This window comes from Chitinophaga varians (assembly GCF_012641275.1).
Classification (GTDB): Bacteria; Bacteroidota; Bacteroidia; order Chitinophagales; family Chitinophagaceae; genus Chitinophaga; species Chitinophaga varians_A.
In genome coordinates this window covers 2038496-2063467 of sequence record NZ_JABAIA010000001.1, presented here as the reverse complement: position 1 = coordinate 2063467, position 24972 = coordinate 2038496, and the positions used below count along the sequence as shown (strand labels likewise).

General features: G+C 48.2%; 28 protein-coding genes and 1 tRNA gene. 13 read left to right on the top strand and 16 right to left on the bottom strand.

Features of this window, described 5'->3' with window-relative positions; all coding sequences use genetic code 11:
• Positions 1 to 71: 71 nt before the first annotated feature.
• The 9 genes from HGH92_RS08345 to HGH92_RS08305 all read left to right on the top strand — a co-directional run bounded on the left by HGH92_RS08345 (position 72) and on the right by HGH92_RS08305 (position 9704).
• Positions 72 to 899: a helix-turn-helix domain-containing protein gene (locus HGH92_RS08345; RefSeq protein WP_168870262.1), complete on the top strand. Its 828-nt coding sequence runs from the start codon at positions 72 to 74 to the stop codon at positions 897 to 899.
• 69 nt (positions 900 to 968) lie between these two features.
• Entirely contained in the window at positions 969 to 1466 is a 498-nt protein-coding gene (locus HGH92_RS08340; protein ID WP_168870260.1) for a DUF1772 domain-containing protein, read from the top strand.
• A gap of 86 nt (positions 1467 to 1552) precedes the next feature.
• Positions 1553 to 1627: transfer RNA gene (locus tag HGH92_RS08335), tRNA-Pro, on the top strand.
• Between the two features lie 295 nt (positions 1628 to 1922).
• Entirely contained in the window at positions 1923 to 2762 is an 840-nt protein-coding gene (gene nadC, locus HGH92_RS08330) for a carboxylating nicotinate-nucleotide diphosphorylase (protein ID WP_168870259.1), read from the top strand.
• Between the two features lie 479 nt (positions 2763 to 3241).
• Positions 3242 to 5326 (top strand): hypothetical protein, encoded by a 2085-nt coding sequence (locus HGH92_RS08325; protein ID WP_211092562.1) that lies wholly within the window; start codon positions 3242 to 3244, stop codon positions 5324 to 5326.
• Between the two features lie 100 nt (positions 5327 to 5426).
• Positions 5427 to 6890: a cytochrome c family protein gene (locus HGH92_RS08320; RefSeq protein WP_168870258.1), complete on the top strand. Its 1464-nt coding sequence runs from the start codon at positions 5427 to 5429 to the stop codon at positions 6888 to 6890.
• Positions 6891 to 7304: 414 nt separating this feature from the next.
• On the top strand, positions 7305 to 8123 hold the full coding sequence (locus HGH92_RS08315) for a helix-turn-helix domain-containing protein (RefSeq protein WP_168870256.1): 819 nt from the start codon (positions 7305 to 7307) through the stop codon (positions 8121 to 8123).
• Positions 8124 to 8149: 26 nt separating this feature from the next.
• Positions 8150 to 8947, top strand: a complete 798-nt coding sequence (locus HGH92_RS08310) for an SDR family NAD(P)-dependent oxidoreductase (RefSeq protein ID WP_168870255.1) — start codon at positions 8150 to 8152, stop codon at positions 8945 to 8947.
• Between the two features lie 211 nt (positions 8948 to 9158).
• The gene (locus HGH92_RS08305) at positions 9159 to 9704 is read left to right on the top strand and encodes an SRPBCC family protein (RefSeq protein WP_168870254.1); all 546 of its coding nucleotides are present in this window, start codon (positions 9159 to 9161) and stop codon (positions 9702 to 9704) included.
• A gap of 78 nt (positions 9705 to 9782) precedes the next feature.
• Here HGH92_RS08305 and HGH92_RS08300 read toward each other — a convergent pair whose 3' ends face one another.
• From HGH92_RS08300 to HGH92_RS08280, 5 genes are all read right to left on the bottom strand, one after another.
• Complete coding sequence (locus HGH92_RS08300; protein ID WP_168870253.1) at positions 9783 to 10517, bottom strand: hypothetical protein; 735 nt, start codon at positions 10515 to 10517, stop codon at positions 9783 to 9785.
• A 131-nt stretch (positions 10518 to 10648) separates the two neighbouring features.
• Entirely contained in the window at positions 10649 to 11194 is a 546-nt protein-coding gene (locus HGH92_RS08295) for a hypothetical protein (protein WP_168870252.1), read from the bottom strand.
• A 173-nt stretch (positions 11195 to 11367) separates the two neighbouring features.
• A complete protein-coding gene (locus HGH92_RS08290) occupies positions 11368 to 12003 on the bottom strand; it encodes a flavin reductase family protein (RefSeq protein WP_168870251.1) in 636 nt (211 codons plus the stop codon).
• A gap of 128 nt (positions 12004 to 12131) precedes the next feature.
• On the bottom strand, positions 12132 to 12662 hold the full coding sequence (locus HGH92_RS08285) for an OmpA family protein (protein WP_168870250.1): 531 nt from the start codon (positions 12660 to 12662) through the stop codon (positions 12132 to 12134).
• A gap of 550 nt (positions 12663 to 13212) precedes the next feature.
• The gene (locus HGH92_RS08280) at positions 13213 to 14109 is read right to left on the bottom strand and encodes a glycerophosphodiester phosphodiesterase family protein (protein WP_168870249.1); all 897 of its coding nucleotides are present in this window, start codon (positions 14107 to 14109) and stop codon (positions 13213 to 13215) included.
• Between the two features lie 144 nt (positions 14110 to 14253).
• On the opposite strand from HGH92_RS08280, the gene HGH92_RS08275 reads away from it, so the two are divergent.
• The gene (locus HGH92_RS08275) at positions 14254 to 15468 is read left to right on the top strand and encodes a serine hydrolase domain-containing protein (RefSeq protein ID WP_168870248.1); all 1215 of its coding nucleotides are present in this window, start codon (positions 14254 to 14256) and stop codon (positions 15466 to 15468) included.
• 55 nt (positions 15469 to 15523) lie between these two features.
• Here HGH92_RS08275 and HGH92_RS08270 read toward each other — a convergent pair whose 3' ends face one another.
• From HGH92_RS08270 to HGH92_RS08255, 4 genes are all read right to left on the bottom strand, one after another.
• Positions 15524 to 16066: a hypothetical protein gene (locus HGH92_RS08270; RefSeq protein ID WP_168870247.1), complete on the bottom strand. Its 543-nt coding sequence runs from the start codon at positions 16064 to 16066 to the stop codon at positions 15524 to 15526.
• Between the two features lie 3 nt (positions 16067 to 16069).
• The gene (locus tag HGH92_RS08265; protein WP_168870246.1) at positions 16070 to 16543 is read right to left on the bottom strand and encodes an RNA polymerase sigma factor; all 474 of its coding nucleotides are present in this window, start codon (positions 16541 to 16543) and stop codon (positions 16070 to 16072) included.
• A 148-nt stretch (positions 16544 to 16691) separates the two neighbouring features.
• Positions 16692 to 17219 carry a DUF1697 domain-containing protein gene (locus tag HGH92_RS08260; RefSeq protein ID WP_168870245.1) on the bottom strand — a complete coding sequence of 176 codons (528 nt, stop codon included), beginning with the start codon at positions 17217 to 17219 and terminating at the stop codon, positions 16692 to 16694.
• Positions 17216 to 17953 carry a DUF4184 family protein gene (locus HGH92_RS08255; RefSeq protein ID WP_168870244.1) on the bottom strand — a complete coding sequence of 246 codons (738 nt, stop codon included), beginning with the start codon at positions 17951 to 17953 and terminating at the stop codon, positions 17216 to 17218. Before HGH92_RS08255 ends, HGH92_RS08260 begins: the two co-directional genes overlap by 4 nt.
• 174 nt (positions 17954 to 18127) lie before the next feature.
• Between HGH92_RS08255 and HGH92_RS08250 the strand changes: the two genes are divergently transcribed.
• Both HGH92_RS08250 and HGH92_RS08245 read left to right on the top strand, forming a co-directional pair.
• The gene (locus HGH92_RS08250; RefSeq protein ID WP_168870243.1) at positions 18128 to 18652 is read left to right on the top strand and encodes a YceI family protein; all 525 of its coding nucleotides are present in this window, start codon (positions 18128 to 18130) and stop codon (positions 18650 to 18652) included.
• 111 nt (positions 18653 to 18763) lie between these two features.
• Positions 18764 to 20014 (top strand): DEAD/DEAH box helicase, encoded by a 1251-nt coding sequence (locus HGH92_RS08245; RefSeq protein WP_168870242.1) that lies wholly within the window; start codon positions 18764 to 18766, stop codon positions 20012 to 20014.
• Between the two features lie 6 nt (positions 20015 to 20020).
• On the opposite strand, the gene HGH92_RS08240 is transcribed toward HGH92_RS08245, so the two are convergent.
• From HGH92_RS08240 to HGH92_RS08225, 4 genes are all read right to left on the bottom strand, one after another.
• The gene (locus HGH92_RS08240) at positions 20021 to 20647 is read right to left on the bottom strand and encodes a hypothetical protein (RefSeq protein ID WP_168870241.1); all 627 of its coding nucleotides are present in this window, start codon (positions 20645 to 20647) and stop codon (positions 20021 to 20023) included.
• Positions 20648 to 20813: 166 nt separating this feature from the next.
• Positions 20814 to 21401, bottom strand: coding sequence for a YceI family protein (locus HGH92_RS08235; RefSeq protein ID WP_168870240.1), 588 nt, complete (start codon positions 21399 to 21401; stop codon positions 20814 to 20816).
• A 32-nt stretch (positions 21402 to 21433) separates the two neighbouring features.
• Positions 21434 to 21868, bottom strand: coding sequence for a DoxX family protein (locus HGH92_RS08230; protein ID WP_168870239.1), 435 nt, complete (start codon positions 21866 to 21868; stop codon positions 21434 to 21436).
• A gap of 128 nt (positions 21869 to 21996) precedes the next feature.
• Entirely contained in the window at positions 21997 to 22449 is a 453-nt protein-coding gene (locus HGH92_RS08225; protein ID WP_168870238.1) for a MarR family winged helix-turn-helix transcriptional regulator, read from the bottom strand.
• Between the two features lie 142 nt (positions 22450 to 22591).
• Between HGH92_RS08225 and HGH92_RS08220 the strand changes: the two genes are divergently transcribed.
• On the top strand, positions 22592 to 23140 hold the full coding sequence (locus tag HGH92_RS08220) for a DinB family protein (RefSeq protein ID WP_168870237.1): 549 nt from the start codon (positions 22592 to 22594) through the stop codon (positions 23138 to 23140).
• Here HGH92_RS08220 and HGH92_RS08215 read toward each other — a convergent pair.
• From HGH92_RS08215 to HGH92_RS08205, 3 genes are all read right to left on the bottom strand, one after another.
• Complete coding sequence (locus HGH92_RS08215; protein ID WP_168870236.1) at positions 23137 to 23877, bottom strand: SDR family NAD(P)-dependent oxidoreductase; 741 nt, start codon at positions 23875 to 23877, stop codon at positions 23137 to 23139. The genes HGH92_RS08220 and HGH92_RS08215 overlap by 4 nt on opposite strands.
• A gap of 98 nt (positions 23878 to 23975) precedes the next feature.
• A complete protein-coding gene (locus HGH92_RS08210; protein ID WP_168870235.1) occupies positions 23976 to 24485 on the bottom strand; it encodes a DinB family protein in 510 nt (169 codons plus the stop codon).
• 1 nt (position 24486) lies between these two features.
• On the bottom strand, positions 24487 to 24858 hold the full coding sequence (locus HGH92_RS08205; protein WP_168870234.1) for a transmembrane 220 family protein: 372 nt from the start codon (positions 24856 to 24858) through the stop codon (positions 24487 to 24489).
• Between the last annotated feature and the right edge of the window lie 114 nt (positions 24859 to 24972).

The window sequence follows — 24972 nt, the reverse complement described above, 5'->3', positions numbered from 1 at the left end:
TCATGTTTGCAGTTAATTTCCTGTTGACATGGAAAACATTTCTATATCACTTTTTATGTACTTTTAGGTAGATGAAAACCGCAGATACCCATATCAGGTACGAACTCATTCCAGCGCCTGCCTACCTGCAGGCTTATATCCGCTATTTCTGGACGCTGGAAGGAGATGATCCGCAGGCGTTGGCCAAAGCCTTTGGCTCGCTGGTGGATGGTTGTCCGGGGTTAATTTTCCAACGTCCGGATGTGGGCGCTTTTGTCCGGGAAAGTAAAAAACTGCCTGAGATGTTCCTCTACGGCCAAACCACGAAGAACGTGGAAATAGCCTCCCTGGGGACCTCCAAAGCTACCGGTGTGATCTTTCAGCCCAATGGCCTGAAATCGGTTTTCGGCATGAATGCCGGGGAACTGACCAATGACTGTGTGGACGTGCAGCTGTTGCCCGGAAACAACCACCTGCCGGAACAACTGGCCGATGCGGGGGCTGCCGGCACCCAGGTAGAGGTCCTTTCTGCCTGGCTGCATAAACGCATCACCGGTAATCCGGCCGCTATAGACCCGCAGGTGGACTATGCCGTGAGGCAGATCGCCAATTCCAATGGTAACACCTCCCTCCGCGACCTACAGGAGAAGCTGCAGCTGACCGAACGCACCTTCGAACGCCGCTTTAAAGAACAGGTGGGCATCACCCCCAAATTATTCTCCCGGATATGCCAGTACCAGGCATCCCTGCATCAACTGAAAAGCAACGACTACAACAAGCTGTCAGATATCGCCTTTGAAAACGACTATGCCGATCAATCCCACTTTATCCGTTCCTTCAGGGAATTTACCGGCTGCTCCCCCTATCAGTTCCAAAAGCTGCTCGACGAAGCCGGAGAAGAAATTATGCTGATTAAATGATCCATGTCGGTTTTGTTCAATTTTAAAAATACTGTCCGCCCTAGCTTTGGGGTATAAATAATCCATCCCATGAACGCAAAACAAATTGTATTAATACTCGCCGTACTGACCACCGGTCTGCTGACCGGCATATTTTTCGGATTCGAGGTCGCCATCAACCCGGCATTTGCCCGGCTGGACGATGCCCAATATATCATCGCTATGCAGGCTATCAACGATGTGATCGTGAACCCGGTGTTCATCTTCGTATTTCTCGGAGCGGCAGTGTTCCTGCCGGTGGCCGCTTTTCAGCAACAGGGCCGGAGGAAAAGCCTGTTGTGGGTTGCTGCTGCTTTATACATCATAGGTGTGCTGGCCATCACGTCTGTTTGTAACGTGCCGCTGAACGATGCCCTCGCGAAAGTACAGGTGGCCGGCGCTTCCGCGCAACAGCTGAAAACCGCCAGGGAAGGCTTTGCCGAGCCATGGAACAGGTGGCATACCATCCGCACCATTGCCGGTATTGTGGCTACCATAATAGCCATCGCCGCCTGCCTGCAAAAAGATGCCGGTAAAAAGAGTGTTTAAGGAATTTTTTTTCGAAGAGTTTGGTTTTGTGAAATTTATACCTACATTTGCATCCCGATTTGCCGGAAACGGTATCCTGTCGGATACGGGGCGTAGCGTAGCCCGGTTATCGCGCCTGCTTTGGGAGCAGGAGGTCGCAAGTTCGAATCTTGCCGCCCCGACATTAAAGGACAAGTCAAATTTATTTTGGCTTGTCCTTTTTTATTTCCGCCTGAATTCCTGTATAGCTGCAGTTTGATGTACTCTGGCCTTAAAAGAATGGCCATCCCGGTCCTTAATGTTTATACTGTTATGAGAAAGCCCGCTTAGGCTGGCTTCTAATTTTTCAACCTTGCGGCTGTAGAACGAGGGATATATTCACAATGCTCTTTTTATTCCTTAACTGCCGACTTGGGTTAACTGTTATCGTTAAGATGGTAGTATTTACTTAATTTTGCATACGAAAATACAGCGCGTATGACAACACAGGAATTCATTGCCGCAGCATTTCTCGAAGATGTGGGTATCGGTGATTACTCTACACTGGCATCCATACCAGCCGATGCGAAAGGTAAGGCGGTACTTAAAATAAAGGATGAAGGCATACTGGCAGGCATGCAGTTGGCACAGGATATTTTCCATCATCTGGAAGAAGACGCAAAATTCACTGTCTATAAAAAAGATGGCGATGCTGTAAATAATGGCGAAACCGCGTTTACCGTTGAAGCCAGCGTGCATACCATCTTAAAAGCAGAAAGACTGGTGCTTAACTGTATGCAGCGCATGAGTGGCATCGCAACGCTTACCCATAAGTACGCCGATAAAATAAAAGGCTACAAAACCAAAATACTCGATACCCGCAAAACCACGCCGCTGTTCCGCGAATACGAAAAACAGGCGGTACGCATTGGCGGCGGTTACAACCTGCGCATGGGCTTGTACGATATGATCATGCTGAAGGACAACCATATCGATTTTTGTGGCGGCATAGAGCAGGCCATACTGAAAACCAACGAGTACCTGGCGACCAATAACCTCAACCTGAAAATAGAGGTCGAGACCCGTAACCTCGATGATGTGCGCCGAGTGCTGGCTGTGGGCAATGTACACCGTATCATGCTCGATAACTGCTCGCCGGAACTATTGGAAGAAGCAATTGAGCTGATTGACGGTAAGTACGAGACCGAGGCGTCGGGCGGTATCAATTTCGATAATATTATTTCATATGCCCGTACTGGTGTCGATTACGTCTCATGTGGGGCTATCACCAATCAGGCTGTGAGCATGGACCTTAGCTTAAAAGCACACAAAATATAGAGCAGATATCATCACCGTTGTTATTATCTCGCCGTCACTGGCCCTGATACGGATATCTTATGACCATGTCCGGACTATGGCCTACAATAACCCTTTCATTCTCCCATGTCTCTTTTTGAAGCCTGGATATTGAGACAGGGTGTTTTTGCTGTGAATTATCTGGCTTACCCAACCCAATGCCTCCGTTTTTTTTAATTAGTCAGGTGTCCGAACAAAATAGGGTAAAAACTTCCTTTGGGATAGCCTCTTTTTGTGTCCGCTATCGCTATAATATACTGAAATTAAATTTCAGCAAAAAATGTTATTCCTGTTTGTTTAATCGACTGATCACCTACATTTGTAACTATAAACGGACCCCTTTAATTTATTCAAACCTCAAAAATTTTATACCTCAAATAACTCGGCATTACTCGAAAGCCCTTGCACATACGTACGCTGCTTCCTCACACATTTTAAATAATCATTTAAAACTAAACGAAATGCAAAGCGTAGAAAAAAAAGCCCCCGAAAAAAAAGCCCCCTCCTCTACATCGGGGTTTCAGTTCAGGACACCGGCAGACATTCAGGATTTTGCAGGTGACCCGTCTAAACAAAACATGATGAACAGTTTGTGGAGTAACAACCTGGATGGCTTCATACAACAAGGCATGTTAAATAATCCATGGAACACGATTAACACACCTCCTACAACCAATTATTACAATCCCATCGACAACAATCCGCCAAGCCAGGCCGCCAATATTCAATGGCTGGCTTTCCCGGGAAGGCTGGAATACAATTTTCCCAATGCCACACAGGACCAGCTGTACCAGATGGCAGATACCGGATCAATGCCCGGCCAGATATCGAATGATCCCTGTGGCACAGGACAGAACGTCGCCTATTTTCCTTATGGCCCCAGAGGCTGGCAGGATGAATATTGTGAATGGGCCGTTACCCGGAATGCCGCAGGAAAGATCACACGGATTGATTTCACCTGCGAAAATCCGGAATACTGGAATACCCTATGGATGGTAGATCCTAACAAGGTGTTGGAACTGTACCGGTCTATCCTGGATAAACCTCAGATCACGCTGGAAGACTTGTCTGTGCCCGGTATCGTGAACCCTATCACCAATCAGCCGGTATACAATCCGCTGAACAAATGGAACGCGGGACCGGTATCAAATGCCTCCACCGGCGGCGCTATCCATCTGACCAGCACGCCTAATACCATACAAACAGAAATAGGCCTGGCCACCACTTCCGGCATACAGCGCTTTAATCCGCCGCCGCCTCCGCCTACTACCAATACCATGTGGCCGTCCGCACAATTCAATAATTTGATTTGTGTGGGCCAGTTTGGTCAGCGGTACCGCAACAGCGACCCCAACATCGGCGGCACGGTGAATAATTTCGTGACACAAGGCTTTATGGTGACCCTGGCAGATCCTCCCGGGCTCTACATTCAGATGCCGAATTTCTCTGCCTACAAAACGCCTGACGGCACCGATCCGTCCACCTTCTGGACAATTAAACGCGGCAGCCAAACATTGACTGACCAGTCTGGTAATACGCTGCCCGGCAATTTTATCCTGCATGCGGTGTATGAAGTGCCGGCCAGTAAGGGTTATACCGTAAGCGATATCACTATTTCCAATCAGCCCATCAACTGGGGATCTCAGGTGGCGTATACCTTCAAAATGCAAATTGTAGCGAGCGCTTACCAGGGCACTACGCCGCAAGGCTATGAACCGGTAGGTGACACTCCTCCGGACCAGACATTTGCACAACCGCTGCAGCTCTTTTACCAGGACTATTTTGATACGTTGTATAACATCAATGTTCCCAATCCGGTTAATCACCCCATTCCTTTATTAAGCAACAGCACTTATGTGCCGTCGTACATTAACGTTGGCACTACGGCCGCCAGCATGGTAATAGTGGTGGGCACATGCACGGCAAAGGCGAACCAGCCGTCCACCTGGCCATCGGTTACTTTCGATGATCCCAATATCACCGCAAAGGTGACCGCTGTAAAAGAGAATATTACCTACGCTATACCGGGCAATAGCCAGCCCAGCACCAATACGGCGGTATACATGACAGTTACTGTTGGCGCCAATGCAACGCCCGGGCAACATGGCGTGTATGTTACCAATGCCGGGCAACAACAAAAGCCTGCCATGCCTGCACTGTTTATGGTATCTCCTGTAACCGTACAGGCCAATATTGCCTGGCAGAATACCGGCGTGGTGCTCACTGCCGCCAATAAGGCTACTATAAAATATGCATCGGGCCTGTGGACAGCCAATCCGCAGGACAATGGCGGCCAGTTGTACAATGCCGCCGGTAATCCTGTGTTCATCGCCGCCAAACAAGGCTACACCATGCCCGGACAGGATGAAGGCGCGCTCATTGGCAGAGTGGGCAATACCGTTTTCCTGGTTGGCATGAGCGCTACCGTTCCCTCCGGTCTCAGCGGCGAGATACAATTATGCATCAATGATGACCTGAACGGACTGTATGGCGCCGGATTAACCGACAACATAGGGTCTGTCACTGTCTCCATCTCCGTGAGCTGATAAGAGACTAACCAACCTGTCAGATTGATAAAAGAGAGGCGCATATACCTTGATGTGTGCCTCTCAAACTATATGTACTCCCTCATTTAAAACCTCAAAAATGAAAAGATCTGTTGCTATCTTCCTGATAACAGCTGCGGTTTTGTTTATCACCCAGCACATCGTCACCGCTTTCAAACCGGGAAATGCGCCACAATCAACAAACACCTGTAACTGTAATGCTAATTCTCCACTTTATAACATCGTTATTAAATTCAACAACCAGGTGCCCGGAGACCTTCCGGCATTTAACAATCAATCCCAGGCGGACTGCTTCGCCTGGCAGGAATTCATCGCTTTGAACTGGCCGGTCAACCCGACAGGGTATTTTGGCCCTCCCGGAGACACCACGCCTGTAAGCTGGGAGGCATATATGCCGCTGGAAGTGTTGTTCCCGCCGGATGGCGCAAAACCATCCTCCTGGGGTACGCTTGTGGCGCCGAAATATGCAGAGAAGTTCAAAACACAGAGACTACTGATGAATCCTGGTAGAACGAAGCTGTTGACTTTCGCCACCAAGTTTGCGGTAGACACCACCTTCGGTCTGGACCCCGATCAGGCGGCGCCCTTTGGCAAACCCAACTGGCTGGGCGCTCAGAATAAAACCAACGTATGGTATGAGATCAAACTCAATAAAGACTATTATGATTTTGTCATCAAAAACGGTTACTACAACGCCGTTATTCAGCACGATTCGGCCAGAAGCGGTGTGCCGCTCAATTTCCCGCAGGGCGTATATAACGGGCCTGTAGGCGCCATAGAAGTGAAAGCCGCGTGGATGGAGGTAGACAATATCAGTTCGCCCAAATGGCAGCGGTACAAACTCTCTCCGGCAACAGTATATGATTCCACCACAGGAAAATTAAGGCAAACTACTGTAGCCCTGGTAGGACTGCATATCCTGCATAAAACACAAAACCAGCCAACCTGGGTATGGGCCACTTTTGAACAGGTAGATAACGTGCCGGATGCCAATAGTAAAACAACGCCGCCCTACGGATACAATTTCTATAACGCTAATTGTACGCCCCAACAGGTAAAACTAAAAAATGGCAGTACGGTAACCGTGAGCTGTACGCCCAATACATCACCGCCGTATTACCTGTCACAGGCCACCCCGGTACCTATACAGGTAACAAGGTCCAATCCTATCGATCCTACCGACGCTGTGCCTATCAATGATAGTATGCAAAGCAATATCAGAAAGTTTTATCCCCAATCTGTTTTTCAGTATTATGAACTGGTAGATGTTATCTGGTCGCAAACACTGCAGCCGGACAAGACGACGCCCATCCAGGCGCCGTTTCCGCTCAATACCTCTGCTATGCTGAGCGGTGCGCATATAGTGGCTAATACCACCCTGGAGAGTTATGTGCAAACCACCAATACCTGCTTTAGCTGCCATAAATACAGCACCATTGCACCTTATCCGGCTGACTCCGCGAACAACAATATTTTCGGTGATTTCAGTTTTGCGATATCTGCGGCCCAGTACCCGCCAGCAAAAGCGGTTAAGAAGAAATGATAATTCTACAGGGATTTTCAATTAAAAATAAAAAGCCTTACAGCAAAGCGCTGTAAGGCTTTTTATTGCTCGTCTCATGCCTCAAAAAGTGAATACATGCCGTAGCAGAAAAGTCCGCTGCACCAATCGCAAAAATATTTTGATATGCTACCGTTCAGCGTATAGCCGTCAGCGATGTTTTTAAAATTTTTCGCGATGGATTTGGTGACGTCACTGACCTGCTATAGGCTTTGATGTAGTTTTGGCTGGCCCTGTTGTAAGATACGTTGATATAGTAAAAGAGGATCTGAAGTGGTTGGGACCTTACGTGGAAAGGCCTTGTCCCGCATGACCTTTTAAACAAACCAAATTGAGCTGTTAAACAAACAGCCGGATCATTAATTGAACGACCTTTGTACTGTAAAATTAAAAGTAATGGTGAATGCCGGTGATATAAAAGGACTCCGAAAGCCGATTATTCTATTTAATAACTATAGCGATAATTTTATGGAAGGAGAAGCATTTGTTTCCGACCATATATTCAGCTATATCGTATCAGGAACACAGGAGGTCTGGTCCGGAAATCAAATGTATGTTTTCAAAGCGGGCGATTATCGCTTTTTTAAACGGAATCAGTTGACGAAGTACATAAAACGTCCCGGCCAGGAAGGCTTTAAATCCATTGCGGTACACATTGACCAGGGTACGTTGCGCGAGATGGCGGAGTTGTATGGGGACCCTCTTTATTGGTCCTTTCCGGGAAAAGATATTGTGTTGCTCAACGCTGATTCTTATCTGGAAAACTATGTAAACAGCCTGGCACCCTATACGAAAGTATCGGCAGTGTATGCAGACGCGCTCGTGGTATTGAAGGCCAAAGAACTGGTGTTGCTGTTATTACAAACAAATCCGGCGCTAAAGCATGCTTTATTTGATTTTGGCGCCCCAGGGAAGATAGACCTGGTGGCTTTTATGAATACGCATTACCGGTATAATGTAGGGTTAGACAGGATGGCCTTTCTCACCGGGCGTAGCTTATCTACTTTTAAAAGGGATTTTCAAAAGACATTCAATACTACTGCCGGCAGATGGCTTACCAGGAGACGGCTGGAAGAGGCTAACTACCTGATAGCCCGGAAGGGTAAAGCAGCTTCAGAGATTTACTTAGACCTTGGCTTTGAAGATTTGTCTCATTTTTCGGCTGCTTATAAAAGAGCTTTTGGGAAAACTCCTTCCCAGGAGAGACGACGATAATTCTTAAGTTTAAAAAATCATATATCATGGATTTCAAATTAGCCGGTAGGCGTGCGTTGGTAACAGGTTCCAGCGCAGGTCTGGGAGAAGCTATTGCCATTATGCTGGCAGGTGAAGGTGTGCACGTCGTGGTGCATGGTCGTAATGAAGATCGTACCAGGGCAGTGGTGCAGCGGATTATTGATACCGGAGGCACTGCCGAAGCTGTGCTTGGTGACCTGGCTACCGATGAGGGTGCAGATCAGGTGGCGGACCAGGCATTGGCTGGTGGTCCCGTACACATACTGGTCAATAATGCCGGTTTTTATGCACATACTTCCTGGTCAAATACAACCAGCCAGGATTGGCTGGAGGTATATAACGTGAATGTGGTCTCTTATGTGCGCATGGTCCAGCGCATCGTACCCACGATGAAATTACAGGGCTGGGGTAGAGTTATCAACATTGGCGGAGGTCTGGGCATACAACCCATCAATGATCTGCCGCACTATAATGCTACGTTGGCTGCGCGGCACAATATGAGTGTATCGCTGGCGAGACAACTGAGCGGTACCGGTATCACCTCCAATGTGGTCGCTCCTGGCGCTATTATGAATCCCGGCGTGGAACAGTGGCTCCGCCAGGAGGCAGCGCTGAAAGGCTGGGGCGCTGACCTGGAAGAAATGGAGCGCAATGCCGTAAAAGTATTGGTGCCCAATGATGCCGGCCGGTTTGGAAGGCAGGATGAAGTGGCGGCCGCGGTGGTGTATCTGGCCAGCCCCTATGCGGATTATGTCAGTGGGGCCGTGTTGCGGGTTGATGCCGGTACTGTTCGCAGTACTTAGACACCAGGGGAAGGCCCGATGTCCAAATCGCCTCGTAAGAATGTCCGATAAGCAAGTGGTACCGTTGATGTTTAGGCCATACCTTCGCGACTATAATCAACTTAAAAAAAAGAATGTGCTGAAATGCGCATTTTTTTTACTTAATTGCGTAACCGATCGGTTACGAATTTGAACAAAAACAAATTCATTAACAAAAACAAATCATATAGTCATGTCAAATCAAAATTTCAGCGTTGCATTATTGTTTGATCAGTCACCGGCAGCAGTATATGAAGCCGTTATTAATCCCCGCGCATGGTGGTCAGAGGAGATAGCAGGAGGAACCGCTAAAGCGGGCGATGTCTTCGATTATCATTTTGAAGATATCCACCGTGCTAAAATGAAATTAACGGAGTCTGTTCCTGACAAAAGAGTGGTCTGGCACGTACTGGAGAACGAGTTTAAGCCAGGGCTTTTTGGAGAGGCCGCCGCTGGCCATGTTAAGGGCGACGGCTTCGAAAACGATAAAGCGGAATGGGTAGATACCCATGTAGTCTTCGATATCATAAAAGAAAATGATAAAACCCGGCTCCGTTTCACACATGACGGACTGGTGCCCGATTACGAATGTTATGATGTCTGTATCAACGGCTGGAAGCATTACATCCAGGAAAGCCTGTATAGCCTTATTACCACCGGACAAGGCAAGCCTAACAAAACAGGTAGGCCCATGACCGTTAATGAGGAGCAGTTCAATGCTGCAGGAGGCAATATGTAATAATGATCTTTAAAATAAATGTCCCCGCCATGGCCGCTGCCTTTGCGCCATAGCGGGGACAAACGAATGATGGTGTGCTTAGAAATTAGACGACAGGTAGTTGCTGCAGTTAGGATCAGAAGCGGCCAATGTGCTGGCATTGTAAGGCGGACGATTGGTGTTGCAGTAGTTAGCTTCTGCTGATACTGCCAGATATTCAGCCTGGTTGCTCAATACATAAGACCCTGCAGGATAAACGTTGGAATAACGACAATTCTGCCACAGGTTATAGATGGTGGAATTGTTGAAACCGCCAGATACCCAGTTGTCGTGCAGGTAGTGGAACAGCTCATGGAAGATAACGTTGCCTGGGCCGGTGTGTACATTCCTATAGACGCTGAAATTTACAATATAAACGTTGCCGTTAGTGTAAAACAGGTCGCCCTGACCGGGAGCATTGTACACGTTGATAGGACAATTGGTCATCCTTGATTTGGTGGTGCTGGTAGTGCTGGTGGTGTACAATTGATCTATTTCGCCATTTACCAGTGCCTTGATGTCATTAGGCACAGTGCCATAATAATTAACAGTGAAAGAACGGTAGGCGGCAGCAGTTACGAGACCAGTGGCTTCGCCTCTGGCATTTTTGTTTTTGTTGAAGAGGTCGATGATCTTTTGCCTTTCTGGTGTGATGGTAAGGTGATCTTCAACAAGTTGTTGGGCGGGTTTTTCAGGAGCTACAGCCGGTTGATCAGCTTTTTTACAACCGTACTGAATGGTGATGGTTAACAGCAGAGCAATAGCTGAGTTAACGAGGGTTTTGGTGCGTCTCATTGGTAAGATTTTGGGTGAAGGTTATTACTCGCCTGAACGGGCCAGACAAGTGGGTTTCAAAAATCACACAATGCTACAAACTAAAACTGCGATTGAGCGTCAATTGCTGTGAGATGACAGCCAGACACTGCTTAAAATGTGACACCCAGAATAAACACGTTGGTACTCACCAATTTGTCGGAAATATTTACTATCTCATCATTTATTTTAATGTCGGGTGGATATTTATAGGTATAACCACGGTATAAATACGACGCATATACGCCAAAATATTTGAAATGCCGGATGATGCCTGCGCCTGCTCCCCAGAAATATTTACCTGTTTCATTAAAGGTGGTCATCTGTTGAACGCCGGATGGGGCCGTCAGACTCTCTATTTTTTTTACGTTGTAATTGTTGTAGCCAAACTGGCCGGCGATGTAGGGAGACCAGTTGCCCATGCGGTGTTTGATTTTCACATCGAGGAACACCGGGATCATCGTATGTCCGTCAAAAGAGGTGAGTTCCACTGCTGGTCCGATGTTGACAAGGTTCCATAGTTCCACGTTGCCGGCGAGGCCGCCGCCGAAAGATCCATCATGTATCATACCATAGGCATAACCATATAGTAGTTTATCGTTTTGTTGCGCAATGCAGAAAGCGGGCATCAGGAGCAGTAAGAACAATAGTTTTTTCATGGTGATCAGTTGTTTAAAATGGTCAGGGAATCCCTTACTTTAACAGACAGCCTGTCGATATTGTTGTTATCCCGTGGTAGGGTAACAGGAGCGCTGTTTCCCGTTATTTTCTCCGAAGATACTACAACAGACCGCAGGCTCCGGTCACCGTTTCTGCTGGGAATGGCTGTGCATTAGCGGTACAACCGCTCCGGAATCTGCGCCAGTGCAGATGGATGTACTTTGGTGCCCAGACCATAAAAATGCTGGAAGCTCATGATCAGCGGGCGCCACTTGTCGGGGTCCACTCTGTCCGGTTCTCCGTCCATCAGGATGGAGGTGTCAAGGTGTACTTTCTCGATTTTCAGTTCAAAGGTGATAATCCTGCCATATTGCGGCGGATCATCCTGGGCCAGCCGATGCTGGGCTATCAGCCTTGCTTCCAGTTGTACCGGGCATTCTGCCGCTCCCGGTGCGGCTACGGTGGAGGAAACGGTTGGTGTAAACCCTGCCAGGGCAAATTTTTCTTTTACATGGCGGTAGCCCCGTTGCAGTTTCTTCTCCGGCACGGGATCGGCTCCGGTAGTCAGCGCCAGCCGGTCAACTGCCGCGGCTTCGGCTACAGATGGCAGGTTGAGCACACATTCCCCGGTACGGACCAGGTTTTGCACTGTCTGGGAAGAGCTTCCCAGCCCGATCATACAACGCCATCCCAGCCAGAAGGCTGATGACATGGGCGCCAGGTTATAACTGCCGTCTTCATTAATAGTGCTGATCAGCACCACGGGTGTGCCAAAATAAAGAATCGCCGGATGACTGTCTATATGCATAACAAGTTGTTTATGCCATCAAAATTGACACTTTGCATCAGCAGTGAAAACCCGTTTCTTGTCTTTTCGGCCAGGCAAAAAAAAGCCGCATCCGTGCGGATGCGGCTTTGGATATCCTGTAAATATTGTTAGTCTTTTACATCGTAAAGGATCACAAATTCTACCCGCCTGTTTCTGGCTTTGCCTTCTTCGGTGCTGTTGGAGGCTATCGGATCGCGGTCCGCCAGGCCCCAGGTAAACATCCGGTCGTTGTTTACCTTGAACTCGTTGAGCAGCTCTTTGGCATGCACAGCGCGTTTCTCAGATAACTCCCGGTTGTAATTGGCAGAACCAGTACTGTCTGTATGGCCTGTTATCAGGATTTTTGTTTTGCTGTATTTGTTCAATACATCCGCAAAATGACCAAATGTCGGCCTGATCTCAGGTTTCAGTTCGTCAGAGGAAGAAGCGAACAATACGTTATTAGGGAAGATCACTTTTAAACTGTCTTTGATAATACTTACTTCCGCTTCGTTCAGCACATTCTTCAGTTCTTTGTACTGTTTGGTCATGTAAACATGCGGACTGGCACTTTTCTTTGATGATGCGCAGGAAGCCATAAAAGTAACGGCCAGCAAAGCGTATACCCAGTAACGTGAGGTCATTAACATTCTTTTCATATCCTGTTTATTTGGCTGCAAAGGTATCTAAAATTCAGATTATCAATTTGTTGTGATGATAATCTTTAATATCTGTTTAAAAATATATGTAAGAGAATTATTTACCGGTTATTATGATTGGTTTCACCTTGATGTCCTTTAAATCGTTATCCGGAGCCCCGGTTAAACAGCTGCAAACAGTCAGACCTCCATCAGTATGTCAAACGGAAACTTTCTCTGTAAGGCGGTCGCTTTATTTGAATATTAAAAAGGTGAATGACTAGATAACAATATCAATATGCATTTTGTTGCAGCGGGGTAATGGAAAGAGGAAACTTGCTGAGGCCGGATGTTTTCTGTAGACGAGATGACGGATACATCACCTGTGGAGAATATCATTTGTCGGGCATCAGTGGGGCACATGAAGGAGGATGTCTGTTGTACACAGGGTGCCGCATTCAGCATATGTTAAGACATGGTGCGGCTGCAGGGCATATTACTTTGGGCTATTACTGCGTATCTCCTCTGGTGGCGGGTTCCGGGCGAACCCGCCACCTCAAAGGAAAAATATTTAGCGTTGATAGCTGCCTACGATTTTAATCAGCCTGTCGGGGTAGTTGGTGATGATGCCATCTACGCCCAAAGACAACAGCTGTTGCAGATCGGCCTCTTCATCCACTGTCCATGGCAGCACCTGTACTTTTTTTGCATGTGCTTCTTTGATCAGCTCCGGTGTTACCAGCTTGAAATTAGGACTGTAGATATCCGGTACAAATCCCAGTTCCGCAATGTTGGCGGCAAACGACTGCTGGTTGCCGATGAGCAGCGCGGTCTTTTGTTTGGGCCATTTTTTATGCAGTACCTGTAACGTCCTGATGTCGAAAGATTGTATAGTCACCCTGGCAGCGATTTTTTTCTGGTTGATCACGGCCATTACCCGCTCAACAAATACGTCCGGCGTAGGGTTGTAAACACCATCGCCATCCGGAGAGGATTTAGTCTCCATATTGTAATACACCGGTTTCAGGTGATGTTGTTTCACATATGCCTCCACGCTGTCGATAAGATCCGCCAGCAGCGGACGATGTACCATCATTTTCTGCTGCTGCGGAAAACGGGGATGCGGTTTGGTGCCGGCATCATATTTACGGATGCTGTCGTAGGTCATGGAATACAGCGCCAGTTTTTTCTGTTCTTCTTTGGTGATATCGCTGCCATCGGGTTTGCGCATGAACTCTGCTGACATATAGGCGTCGTGTGATACAACCACCTTATTGTCTGCTGTGATGATACAGTCCAGCTCCAGCGTGCGTGCACCCAGTTTGACAGCATTCAGCATGGCCGGGACCGTATTCTCCGGCATCAGCCCCATGCCGCCACGGTGGGCCTGCACATCCGTTTTCTGTTGGGCTTTACTGCTAAGGCCGAGAAGGCTTCCTCCCAGCAATAAAATAAGGATACGTTTCATCTCAATTATGTTTTTTAAATCTGTTCCACAAGATACAATATTCGTTTTCGTCATAACAGCCTACTGGTCTTATCAGCATCAATCATAAACTAAATTTAACCATGCACGGCACTTTTCAGTACCTTGGTATGATAAAAATGGACGATGTTAGGTTGTTTAGTATTGGCTGCAGGCCTATGGTTGAATGAATCGATAAAGGCGACAGAAGCCGCACGGCCGGAGCCGCGGGAAAACAAACAACATATTTCTGTGGCAGCGCCACCTGACACTTCACACACTGGCACCGCTGCATTACCTGCCGGTATACCGAAAGCTGACCGTATCTTCAACGCTTTCATGAAAAAATACCATGTGCCGGGAATGGCCGTGGCTATTACCCGCAACGGTAAACTCGTGTATGCCAAAGGGTTTGGTGTGGCCGATCGCCGTACCGGTGAAAAGGTGACTGCGCACAGTCGTTTCCGTATTGCCAGTGTCTCCAAGAGTATAACGGCCGTGGCTATACTAAAACTGGTGGAAACCGGAAAACTCTCTTTACAGGACAAAGTATTTGGCGCCGGTGCCCTGCTGGGCACTACTTACGGCAGCAATCCCTACGACCACCGTTTGCAGGCTGTCACCGTACAACACCTGCTGCAACATACCGCCGGTGGCTGGTCCAATACAGCCAACGATCCTATGTTCAGCCACCCCGGATGGTCGGTCGATACGCTGTTGGCCCGCACAATAGACCAACAGCCGCTGGAGTATGACCCGGGCACGGTATACGCCTATTCCAATTTCGGCTACTGTATCCTGGGACGGATCATCGAAAAAGTGACGGGTAAAAGTTATGCTGACTACGTACAAACGGCGGTATTACAACCTGCCGGTATCCATCATATGGAAATTGGCGGTAACACCCTGTCGGAAAGAAAACCCGGCGAAGTGGCGTACTATGGCCAGCAGGGGCAACAACCCTATAATTTCAACCTTTCCCGGATGGACGCCCATGGCGGCTGGATAGCCTCCGCTACCGACCTCGCCCTGTTCCTCACCGCCATCGACGGTTTTAATACCCGCGCGGACATATTGTCTCCCGCATCTGTAAAGACGATGACCACCGGATCGGCAGCGAATACCGGCTATGCGCTTGGATGGGCGGTCAACGCCTGGAATAACTGGTGGCACGCAGGCTCCCTTCCCGGTACCGCCAGTGAAATAGTGCGCGCTGCCAATGGCTTTAACTGGGTGGTACTGTGTAATACCCGCACCGATAAAGCTTTTTTCAATGATCTGGATGGGCTGGTGTGGAAGGTCGTGAACGACCGGCAACTGGCGTGGCCGGATACAGACCTGTTTCTCCGTCTCAACCCGTAAATGCCTGTAAGGTTTCGTTTCCCCGATTGCTCCGCGCTGGATACCTGCCGCCGCCTCAATCCCTAAACGCCAACAAGGTCTCGTTTATCCGGTTGATCCGCCTTTGCCATAACTGCCACAGCAGCCCCATTTGTATGGTCATGATCACCGTAGCCCCGGCCAGTAGCCAGTATTTGGGCGTTGTCCACGTAATGCCGGTGCAAAAGAACAACAATATACCAGCCCAGCCCAACACCCGTGAGCCCACCGACAACCAGGCATATTGCTTCAGCTGCCGCATCTTTTGCTGTAAAGACTGCAATATGTCCGGCTCCCTCATTCTCCCTGCAGCCAGCAGATAGCCGTTGATATGCTGTACCAGCATACAGGCCACAGACAACACCAGAATGATGTTCAGGTACAGTGGCTTGGTATGGCCATCAAAAAAATCGTAATACACCAGCAGGAACACGGTGTAACTACCACCTTCCAGCAGTAACTGCCGGCGTATACGGGACATCACGGGATGTCCGCCCTTTGCACGTACCAGCGCCTGCAAGTCGTGATGCACCGGTGGTGTGCCCTGTCGCCAGGCTGCCTTCAACGGATCGTTTGTCATGGGTCATGATTTTAGAATGGTCTTCAGTTTACCTTTAATACGATTGAGTTTTACACCGACATAATTCACATCAATGCCGGTAATGGCCGCTATCTCCTGGTAGCTAAGATCTTCCAGGTACAGGGTGATGATCGCTTTCTCGGCATCAGAAAGCTGTTGCAGGGCCTGAAACAGCTGCTCCTGTTGCTCGGTCGGCACCGGAGCAGGAACAACAATATTGTCTGGCAGGGAATCGGGATAGCTGACCCGCGGCTTCTTTTTCCGGAAAGAGGCCAGCGCAGTATTCAGGGCAATGCGGTAAATCCAGGAAGACAGCTTGGCCTGGCCCTGGAAAGACGGATACGACTTCCAAAGCTGATAAATGATTTCCTGAAAAAGGTCTTCCCGGTCTTCCGGCGTGTCACGGTACAATCGGCATATCTTATGAAGAATGCTCTCATGTTGCCGCAGTATGCCTAAAAATATTTCCTGATTCATGGACAGCAGCTGTTTGGGTATATTAGTTGCTGCCGGAGGGCAAAAACTTACAGCCCGGGGGAAATTTAGAAATTTTCATATTTATTCATTCAGGGGCTGTTACTTATAAATAACTCTCTCAATGCCCCAATAACTAAATAATCAAATATCAAAATGTCAGCATTTTACTGACGGTGGCCAGGTTTCGCGTAGTGGCCACAAGGCCCAGTTTCTTTTCGAGGTAGTTATTGGAGAAGGGAGGCGCGCCTGTATTTTTTTTCATCAGCACATATACTTCCCTGTTGTGCATCCGGTAGGTTTCAATATCATTCTGCATGGTTTCCAGGACCGCCGCAGCCTCTTTGCCGGGGTGGGTTTGCAGGAAGGCGATATATATCTGCAGGTCTTTGTCCGGAACAACGCCCGGATAAGGATTGTTGTCAAGCACTGCCTGTATCTCTGCCATACTTCTGATACAGGTGGGGACATCAAAGCCCAGGTTTTTCTTCAACAGCTGTTCTATTTTGGGTTCCAGTGCTATGCCCTTGGCGCCGGAGTCGAAGATGACATTGCCGCTCTGAATGTATGTCTTTACGTTTTTTAGCCCTGCCTGCTCCAGCAACGCTCTGAGTGCCTCCATTTTTACCTGCCGGCCCCCTACATTGACGGCCCGCAGGAATGCAACATACCTGGTCATAACTTCGTTAGTTTTTGACCCAATACTACTGCAAAGAATCCATAAAAAACAGCCGCCATCACAATGGCAAGATAGTCCATGCTCTTGTGGAACATATGTGGCTGCTGCCGGTAAAACAACAGGATGGCACTGGCGATAACGATAATGAACAACCAGAATACCGGCTTATGACGGCCCTGTACTTCCGCTGGCAGATAAGGCCGCGGAAGACGCATGAAAAACCAGAACAATAACAACAGTCCCACAGCTGAAGTGAGATATTGCATCACGTACCAGATCTCCATCGGTTCACCGAAAAGGACGGCTTCTCCCTGCAAAAAAGGAAACAACTGCACAAAATATCCATGCCCGTGGGTAAAACCATCCAGGAAAAAATGTGTAAGCGTGCCGGCTATGATGGACAAAATCACCACGAGAAAATTTTTCCGGAAATAACTGCTCCACTGGAAATACCTGAAATGATGCAGCCGCGCAGCGGCCCAGGCAGGCAAATAACGTATCAGCGCAGGTTTGGCCAGTTCATGGTATAAAAACGCCAGTAACAGCGCCAACGGAATGTCATATAGGAAAATGCCCCACCACTGGTGACCATCATCGAAATAAGGATCAAAGAGGACAAAATAAAAAAAGTCAGGCACCATCGCACCTATCATCAGGCCGGTCAGAGAAAGGAAAGGGCGCTGTCTGCAGGTGAATGGCAAAACAATGGCTATATGAGAGATCGTAAAAGGCATAGCGGCTAGTTGTCGCTAAATTTAATGCATCTGTTGATATTATGTTAAAATCCGAAAAGTTAAATTATGGCGTTTGTGCAATTTGTCCATCATTTCCAGTGTTTTATCCAACTATAAAAGACAGACCGGAATTAAATTTGTTTAGTCTTTGAAAACATAAAAAAACAATGTGCTATGACTAACTGGAAAATTGATGAATCACACAGCGAAATAGGATTCAAAGTAAAACATCTCATGATCACCAACGTGAGCGGCTACTTTACACGCTTCTCCGGCAGTATTCAGACAGAAAGCGAGGACTTCCACGATGCGACGATCTCTTTCGAGGCCGCCGCCGATAGTATCGATACTCAAAACCAGCAACGTGACGAGCATCTGCGCAACGGCGAGTTTTTTGATGCTACCAACCACCCTAAAATCAGCTTCACGTCAACAAAAGTGAAAAAGATAGACGGCGAAAAATATAAACTGCTGGGAAATCTTACTATCAAAGGCCAAACCCACCCGATCGAACTGGACGTGGAACATAGCGGCGTTACTGTTGATCCGTGGGGCCAGCACAAAGCCGGTTTTGCCCTGAAAGGCCGCCTGCACCGCACTGATTACGGCCTGCGCTGGAATGCCACTACCGAAGCCGGAGGCATCGTTCTCTCCGATGAGGTGAAACTCAATATGGAAATACAGTTGGTCAAATCCTGATAATATCCTCCTTCAGACGCGTGGCGCCGGAGCATAGAAATGCCGGCGCCAGCGTCTGTTCTTCTTTGCGTGCGGTAATTGGTTTATCTTCGCGGCAGATAACCAGCGCAAATGAAATTTGAACAGTACCATATATCTTCTGAAATTAAGGATAGCCTCGCGGAATTGGGCTTTAAACGTCCTACGGACATTCAGTTCAAAGCTATTCCCTCTATCCTGAAAGGAGATGACGTGATGGCCATTGCCCAGACAGGTACGGGCAAAACGGCCGCTTTTGCCATTCCGGTGCTGCACCGGCTCCAGCAACAGGACCGCTACCAGCGGAAAGGCAAATATGAAGTGAAATGCCTGGTAATGGTGCCTACCCGTGAACTGGCCATTCAGATCGCGGAAGTGTTCCAACAAATCGGTCAGTATACGGAACTCCGCATACTCGCCCTCGTGGGCGGCGTGGACCAGGGACCACAGATCAAATTCCTGGAAAAGGGCGTGGACGTGCTCATTGCCACGCCCGGCCGCATGTTTGACCAGCTGAACCAGCAACACCTGGACCTTAGCAAGGTACAGACACTGATCCTCGATGAGGCCGACCATATGCTGGACCTGGGCTTTATCCGCGATATCCGCGATGTGATCAGACATATCCCCCGTCAGCATCAAACCCTCTTTTTCTCCGCTACGCTCGATAAAGACATCAAAGACCTCGCTTATTCCGTGGTCAATAACCCCATCCGTATACAGATCTCCCCTGAAGATCCGGTGTCTAAAAATGTCACCCACTCCGTGGCCTACGTGGAAATGGATGATAAACGTTTCTTCCTGGAGCGGCTGGTAAGGGAATTTCCGGACAAAAAAATACTGGTATTTGTACGTACCAAAGTACGTGCGGAAAGAGTGGTGGCTGCCATGGCCCGTGTGGGGATCAGCTCCCTGGCCATGCATGGCGGCAAAGAACAGGACGATCGCCTGCAGGTAATGGAAGAATTCAAAAAAGGCGATGTCCGTGTACTGATCACCACCGATGTAAATGCCCGCGGCATTGATATCCCCAACGTGGATTATGTGGTCAATTACGATCTGCCGGACGTGCCGGAAAACTATGTGCACCGTGTAGGCCGTACCGGCCGCGGCGTACAGAAAGGCCGTGCTGTCTCTTTCTGTGCCACAGAAGAAAAACCCCTGCTGGACGCTATTCAGAAGTTTATCGGTAAGGAAATCACCGAAATGAAGATTAATAAAGGGGATTATGAAGATACCATCCGTTTTTCTGAAGAAGCGCCTAATGATAACTGGCAGCTGCTGATAGACCAGCACCAGGAAGAAATGGCCAAACTGGGCAAGAAAAAGAAGAAAAAGAAATAATAACGGTTACCCGTATACTTTTTTCATCCCGCGATAGAGCATCTGCGCTTTGTTACGCATGGCCCTGCTGTCTGCCGACGGGTGCAGTGCTGCGTGGAGGATGGCCATACCGTACAACAGCGGTATTTTCCCGAAGTTGATATTGTTGCTGTGCAGGTCGTTTTGCCAGTTATTGCCTGAATAGTTGTCTTTGTAACTTTCTTCCATGGCGTCGTACTGTACCTGGCAGCTTTCCTCGTCAAACCAGCCGGCCATGGCGGCAATACCGGTCAGTTCTTCCATCAGCGCCCTTTCTTCCTGCTCTTCAGGTCGTGAGCGGCCATAGAACAGCACCATGTACAAGGCTGCGAGTGCGAGGATAACGGCAACGGCTATAGATAGTTTCCCGGGCCTGTCACCTGCAATGAGAATGGCCGCGATGCTGCCTGTTACCAGCGGCGCACGCAGATAACCGGCGATAATGCTTTCACGGTTCAGTTTAATGCGGAACCCTTCTTTTTCCTGTCCGTGCCTGCCCACTACTATCATGGAGTAAAGCGGCTTAACAGGAAGTATGATCAGGGCGAACCTGGTTTCGATTTGCTGATGGTTGAATTTTTTGACTGCGCCGAGGAAAATACTGCCAATGGCCATTATGAAAGGGTTTGAACAAATCTAAGATAATAATTTAGGAATTTTTTGATTTACGGTTCCCCGATTTCGGGGTTGATAAAAAGCGAAGATCGAAGCGATGAACTAACCCGCTTCGATCTTCGTTATTCTTATTCCTGAAATCAGGAAATCCTAAATCAAAAAAATCCTACTTTTTAACGATTTCAGCGTTTACCAGGATATCAACAGTAGGAGCTACTGCGTATACGCCGGAAGGCAGCTTGTCTGCATATTTCACGCCGAAGTCCAGACGGTTGATGGTAGCTTTGGCGGTAAAACCTGCTCTCCACAGTCCCCATGGGTCTCTTACAACGCCATTGTAGGTAACGTCGAAGGGTACACGTTTGGTAGTGTTACGGATGGTAACATCAGCCAGCATGATGTATTTGTTGCCGGCAACTTTTTTGAAGGACACGCTTTTTACGTTGATGTCCGGATATTGCGCGGCATTGAAGAAGTCATCTGATTTCAGGTGACCGTCACGCTGGTCTATACCGGTATTGATGCTGTTCACATCGGCAGTGAAATCTACTTTTGCATTCTGAAAGTTGGTGCTGTCTGTAGTTTCAATGGCGCCGGTGAATTTGGCGAAATGGCCTTGCACATAGTTAATGCCGAGGTGTTTTACGCTGAAAATGATAGCAGTATGGGCCGGATCGGCATTCCATTTTACCTGTGCAAAAGAGGCGATGCTGGCTAATACCAGGAGGGCGGTAGAAAAAAACGCTTTCTTCATGTGTTGTTGTTGTTTTATGGAAAGAAATTAAATTATTTAGTCAGTTGACGGTCTGCAGACCAGCGGCCTGCACCTTTGATCAGCAGTGCCAGCAGGATGCCCAGCACCAGGATGTGATATTCAAACCCTTCGCCGGCCTGTGTGCCGCCCCAGTTCATAAAGAACCCGTTGGCTGCGTGCATGGAAATAGCTACCAGCATCACGGCAGACAACATCAGTGCCCACAGACGAGTGGCAAAACCGAACAATAGCAGCAAAGAACCGATGCTTTCGGTGATGATCACCAGGAAGGCGAGGAAAGCAGGCGTACCGTTGGAGGTGAAGAAGTTCATGGTGCCTTTGAAACCATGGCCGCCAAACATACCCAGCAGTTTCTGCAAACCGTGTGGCAGCATAACAATGGCCACAGTCACGCGGATAATAAAGGAAACAATGTTATCATCTGTTTGCAATAAGCGTTTAAGCATAAAAGGTGTTTTTGTTGTGTGTTTAGGTGTTTATTTTGGATAATACAAAGTCCAAACAAATATTGTATATACAATGATTAGGGCAAAAAATAATCTCCGTATTCAGGAGAGTTCAATGGCCATCATCGTCAATCACGCAGCTTGTCCAGCATATCACCCAGCAGCTTCACTTCCGCTGCGGTGAGTTTTTTGGCCAGCAGCTCATCACTTTCGTCCATTAAAGGGTCCAGTTCTTTCAGTACTTCCATGCCTTTGTCAGTAATTTCGATCTCTACCTTACGGCGATTGGTAGGGCATTGGATACGTGTCAGCAACTCTTTCTGGCGCAGTTTCTCCACCAGTCGGGTAGCGTTGCTCATCTTGTCCATCATGCGCTCCTGGATATCCAGCAGATTCAGCGGATTAGGCCGGCTGCCCCGCAGGATACGCAGTACATTGTATTGCTGGGAAGACAGATCATACTTCTTCAATAAGTGCGAAACGCCCACTTCCAGCCAGTTTGCCGTAAATATGATATTCAACATGGCCCGCTGATAGTCGTTAGCAAATTTTACCTGTTTTATTTCATCCTCCAGTCTCATAATTACAATTACTACTGTTGTATATACAACAAAGGTAGGTGTATTTTTTATTCCGGCAAATTTTTTTTGAAAAAAGTAAAAAGCTGCTGACATAAGGTTGTCACGAGCGGGTGTTTTCTTTGTATTATAAAACAAACACACTATGATAAACACTATTATCACCCCTGCAACTGCCACTACAGAACTGGTTAACTACGCTAAAGGTTTTGCTGCTTATGAATTATGGGCTGTTAAAACTACCGTGGAATGGTTAAAAACGAAAGATGCCACCCTGTTGGAAACACCAGTGACTTCCAGCTATGGAACGATTAAGGAAACACTGAAGCACATGTGGGCCACTTCTGCCTGGTGGGTAAAAAACCTCCGCGGCGAACATCCGTCACTCTCTTTTGGTCCGTTGGAGTGCAATGAGTCCGTCGCAGAGGTGTTGGAAGGAGTAGTGAAACAAGCTGAAGAATTGCTGGAACTGATCAGCGCGATGACGCCGGAGCAACTGGTACAGGCTTATCCTGTAACCATCCCGTTTACCGGCGATTTTAATATTCCGGGTTATGAAATGCTGTCGCAGATTACACATCATACTACCTACCACCGCGGACAGATAGTAACCATGGGACGCCATCTTGGTATTACCGACGCTTCCAATACAGACTATATGTTTTACCTGCTGGTAGGTGAAAAACGCTACTAGCTGTTAGTGCCGCCGTCTATAGTAATAGCGGTACCGGTAATGTAGCCGCTTTCCGGCGAAGCCAGAAAAGTGACCAGGGAAGCGATATCCTCTACTTTACCATATTCTCCCAGTGAGATATTTTTCCTTTGTGCATCGGCATGCGCGCTGTTGGCAGGGTTCATGTCGGTGTCAACCGGGCCGGGCTGTACCAGGTTAACGGTAATGCCTCTTGGGCCCAGGTCACGGGACAGGCCTTTGTTGAAAGCTGTAAGCGCCGATTTGCTCATGGCGTAAAGCGTGCCATACGGACCAGAAACCCTGTCAGCCATGCAGCTGCCGATAGTAATAATACGGGCGCCTTTGCCCATATGTTTGGCGGCAGCCTGTGAACCTACAAACACAGCCCTGGCATTGATGTCCATCGTCTGGTTGTATTCTTCCAGCGTATAATCTTCAAACGGCTTCATCACAGCGATACCGGCATTGTTAACGAGTATGTCTATACGCCCGAACTCGGCCACGGTTTTATCTACTGCTGCTACTACAGCAGACGGGTCTGCGCTGTCAGCTGCTATCGCTAGGCTGCGCTGCCCTTTGCTGGTAAGCTCCGCCGCTACGCTGGCTGCTTTTTCAGCTCCCTTGTTATAAGTGAATGCCACGGTTGCTCCTTCTGCTGCCAGTTGTTGAACAATGGCCGCACCCATGCCGCGGCTGCCTCCTGTTACCAGGGCTATCTTGTTTTCCAGACGTTTCATATGATTTGATTTTATGCCTGCAAAGCTAGATGGGGCGCGGGGAATAAAGAAGAGGAGATGTAATTGTTAAGGACTAACATAAATGTTAGTCCTTATTACTATAGATATCTTTCGCGGAGAATACGGAGATGGTGTATCTGGTGGCCCACCATCGTAAAGCCCATTGCCAGCACGCTCATCTGGTATTTCCAGCAGGTGCCGTACCTTAATAACCCTTCATCAGGAAGACTGCGGAAAAACGCCAGGGTGGATTGCCGGATGAGCATCAGCTCCTGCAATACGTCTTCAAAGCTACGCTGTGCAGTAAAGGCTTCGGCTGCATAGAGGTCCTGGTCAAAGCCCGGTGCCGTGTTTTTATCATTGCGTGCAAACAGTAACGCCCGGAAGGAAAATACTCTTTCCGTGTCGGCAATATGCTGGAACACGTCTTTAACGGTCCATTTGCCAGGCGCATAGGCATAGTTGCCCAATTCCGACAGCCTGGCCTTGTCCAGCGTCTGCAGCTCCTGCAGCGACTGCTCAAGGGCTTCCAGAATGGTGACGTCGGGTACCTGGTCAATGTACCTGCCAAAATACTCAGGGTCCGGGTAGATAGCCTGCTTTTTCATATTATGCTTTCTTTTTGCCGTAAAAATAATTGATGCCCAAAACTACGATACAAATGAATAACCCGAAAAATTCACGGGTGTCCTCTATCCACGGCTTTTCTGCTTTCATGGTCTGTGCAATATTCTCCGCCTGGTGTTGCGATACCCAGTCCACTACCCCGTCTTTGGTGAAGAATAAATAGACCGCATATACGAAATAAACAGCGATGCCTGTCAGGTACCAGCGGGGATAAAACCGCTGCCGCGCTGCCAGCCAGCAGCATACGGCTGAGAACAAATAAATAGGCATCCAGACGTAAGGATCAGGGTCATTGTATTGCAGCCCCGCAAAAACAATAAAAAGGAAACAAAAGATAATGTTGAAAATTTTCATGGCCCGGAATAATTGAGACGCTAAACATACATAAAAGATCAAGTGCTTGTACTTTTTTAGCCGTAAACTATTGTACTTTTTTATCCCGCCGGTGTGGATTACTGTAAGAATGGC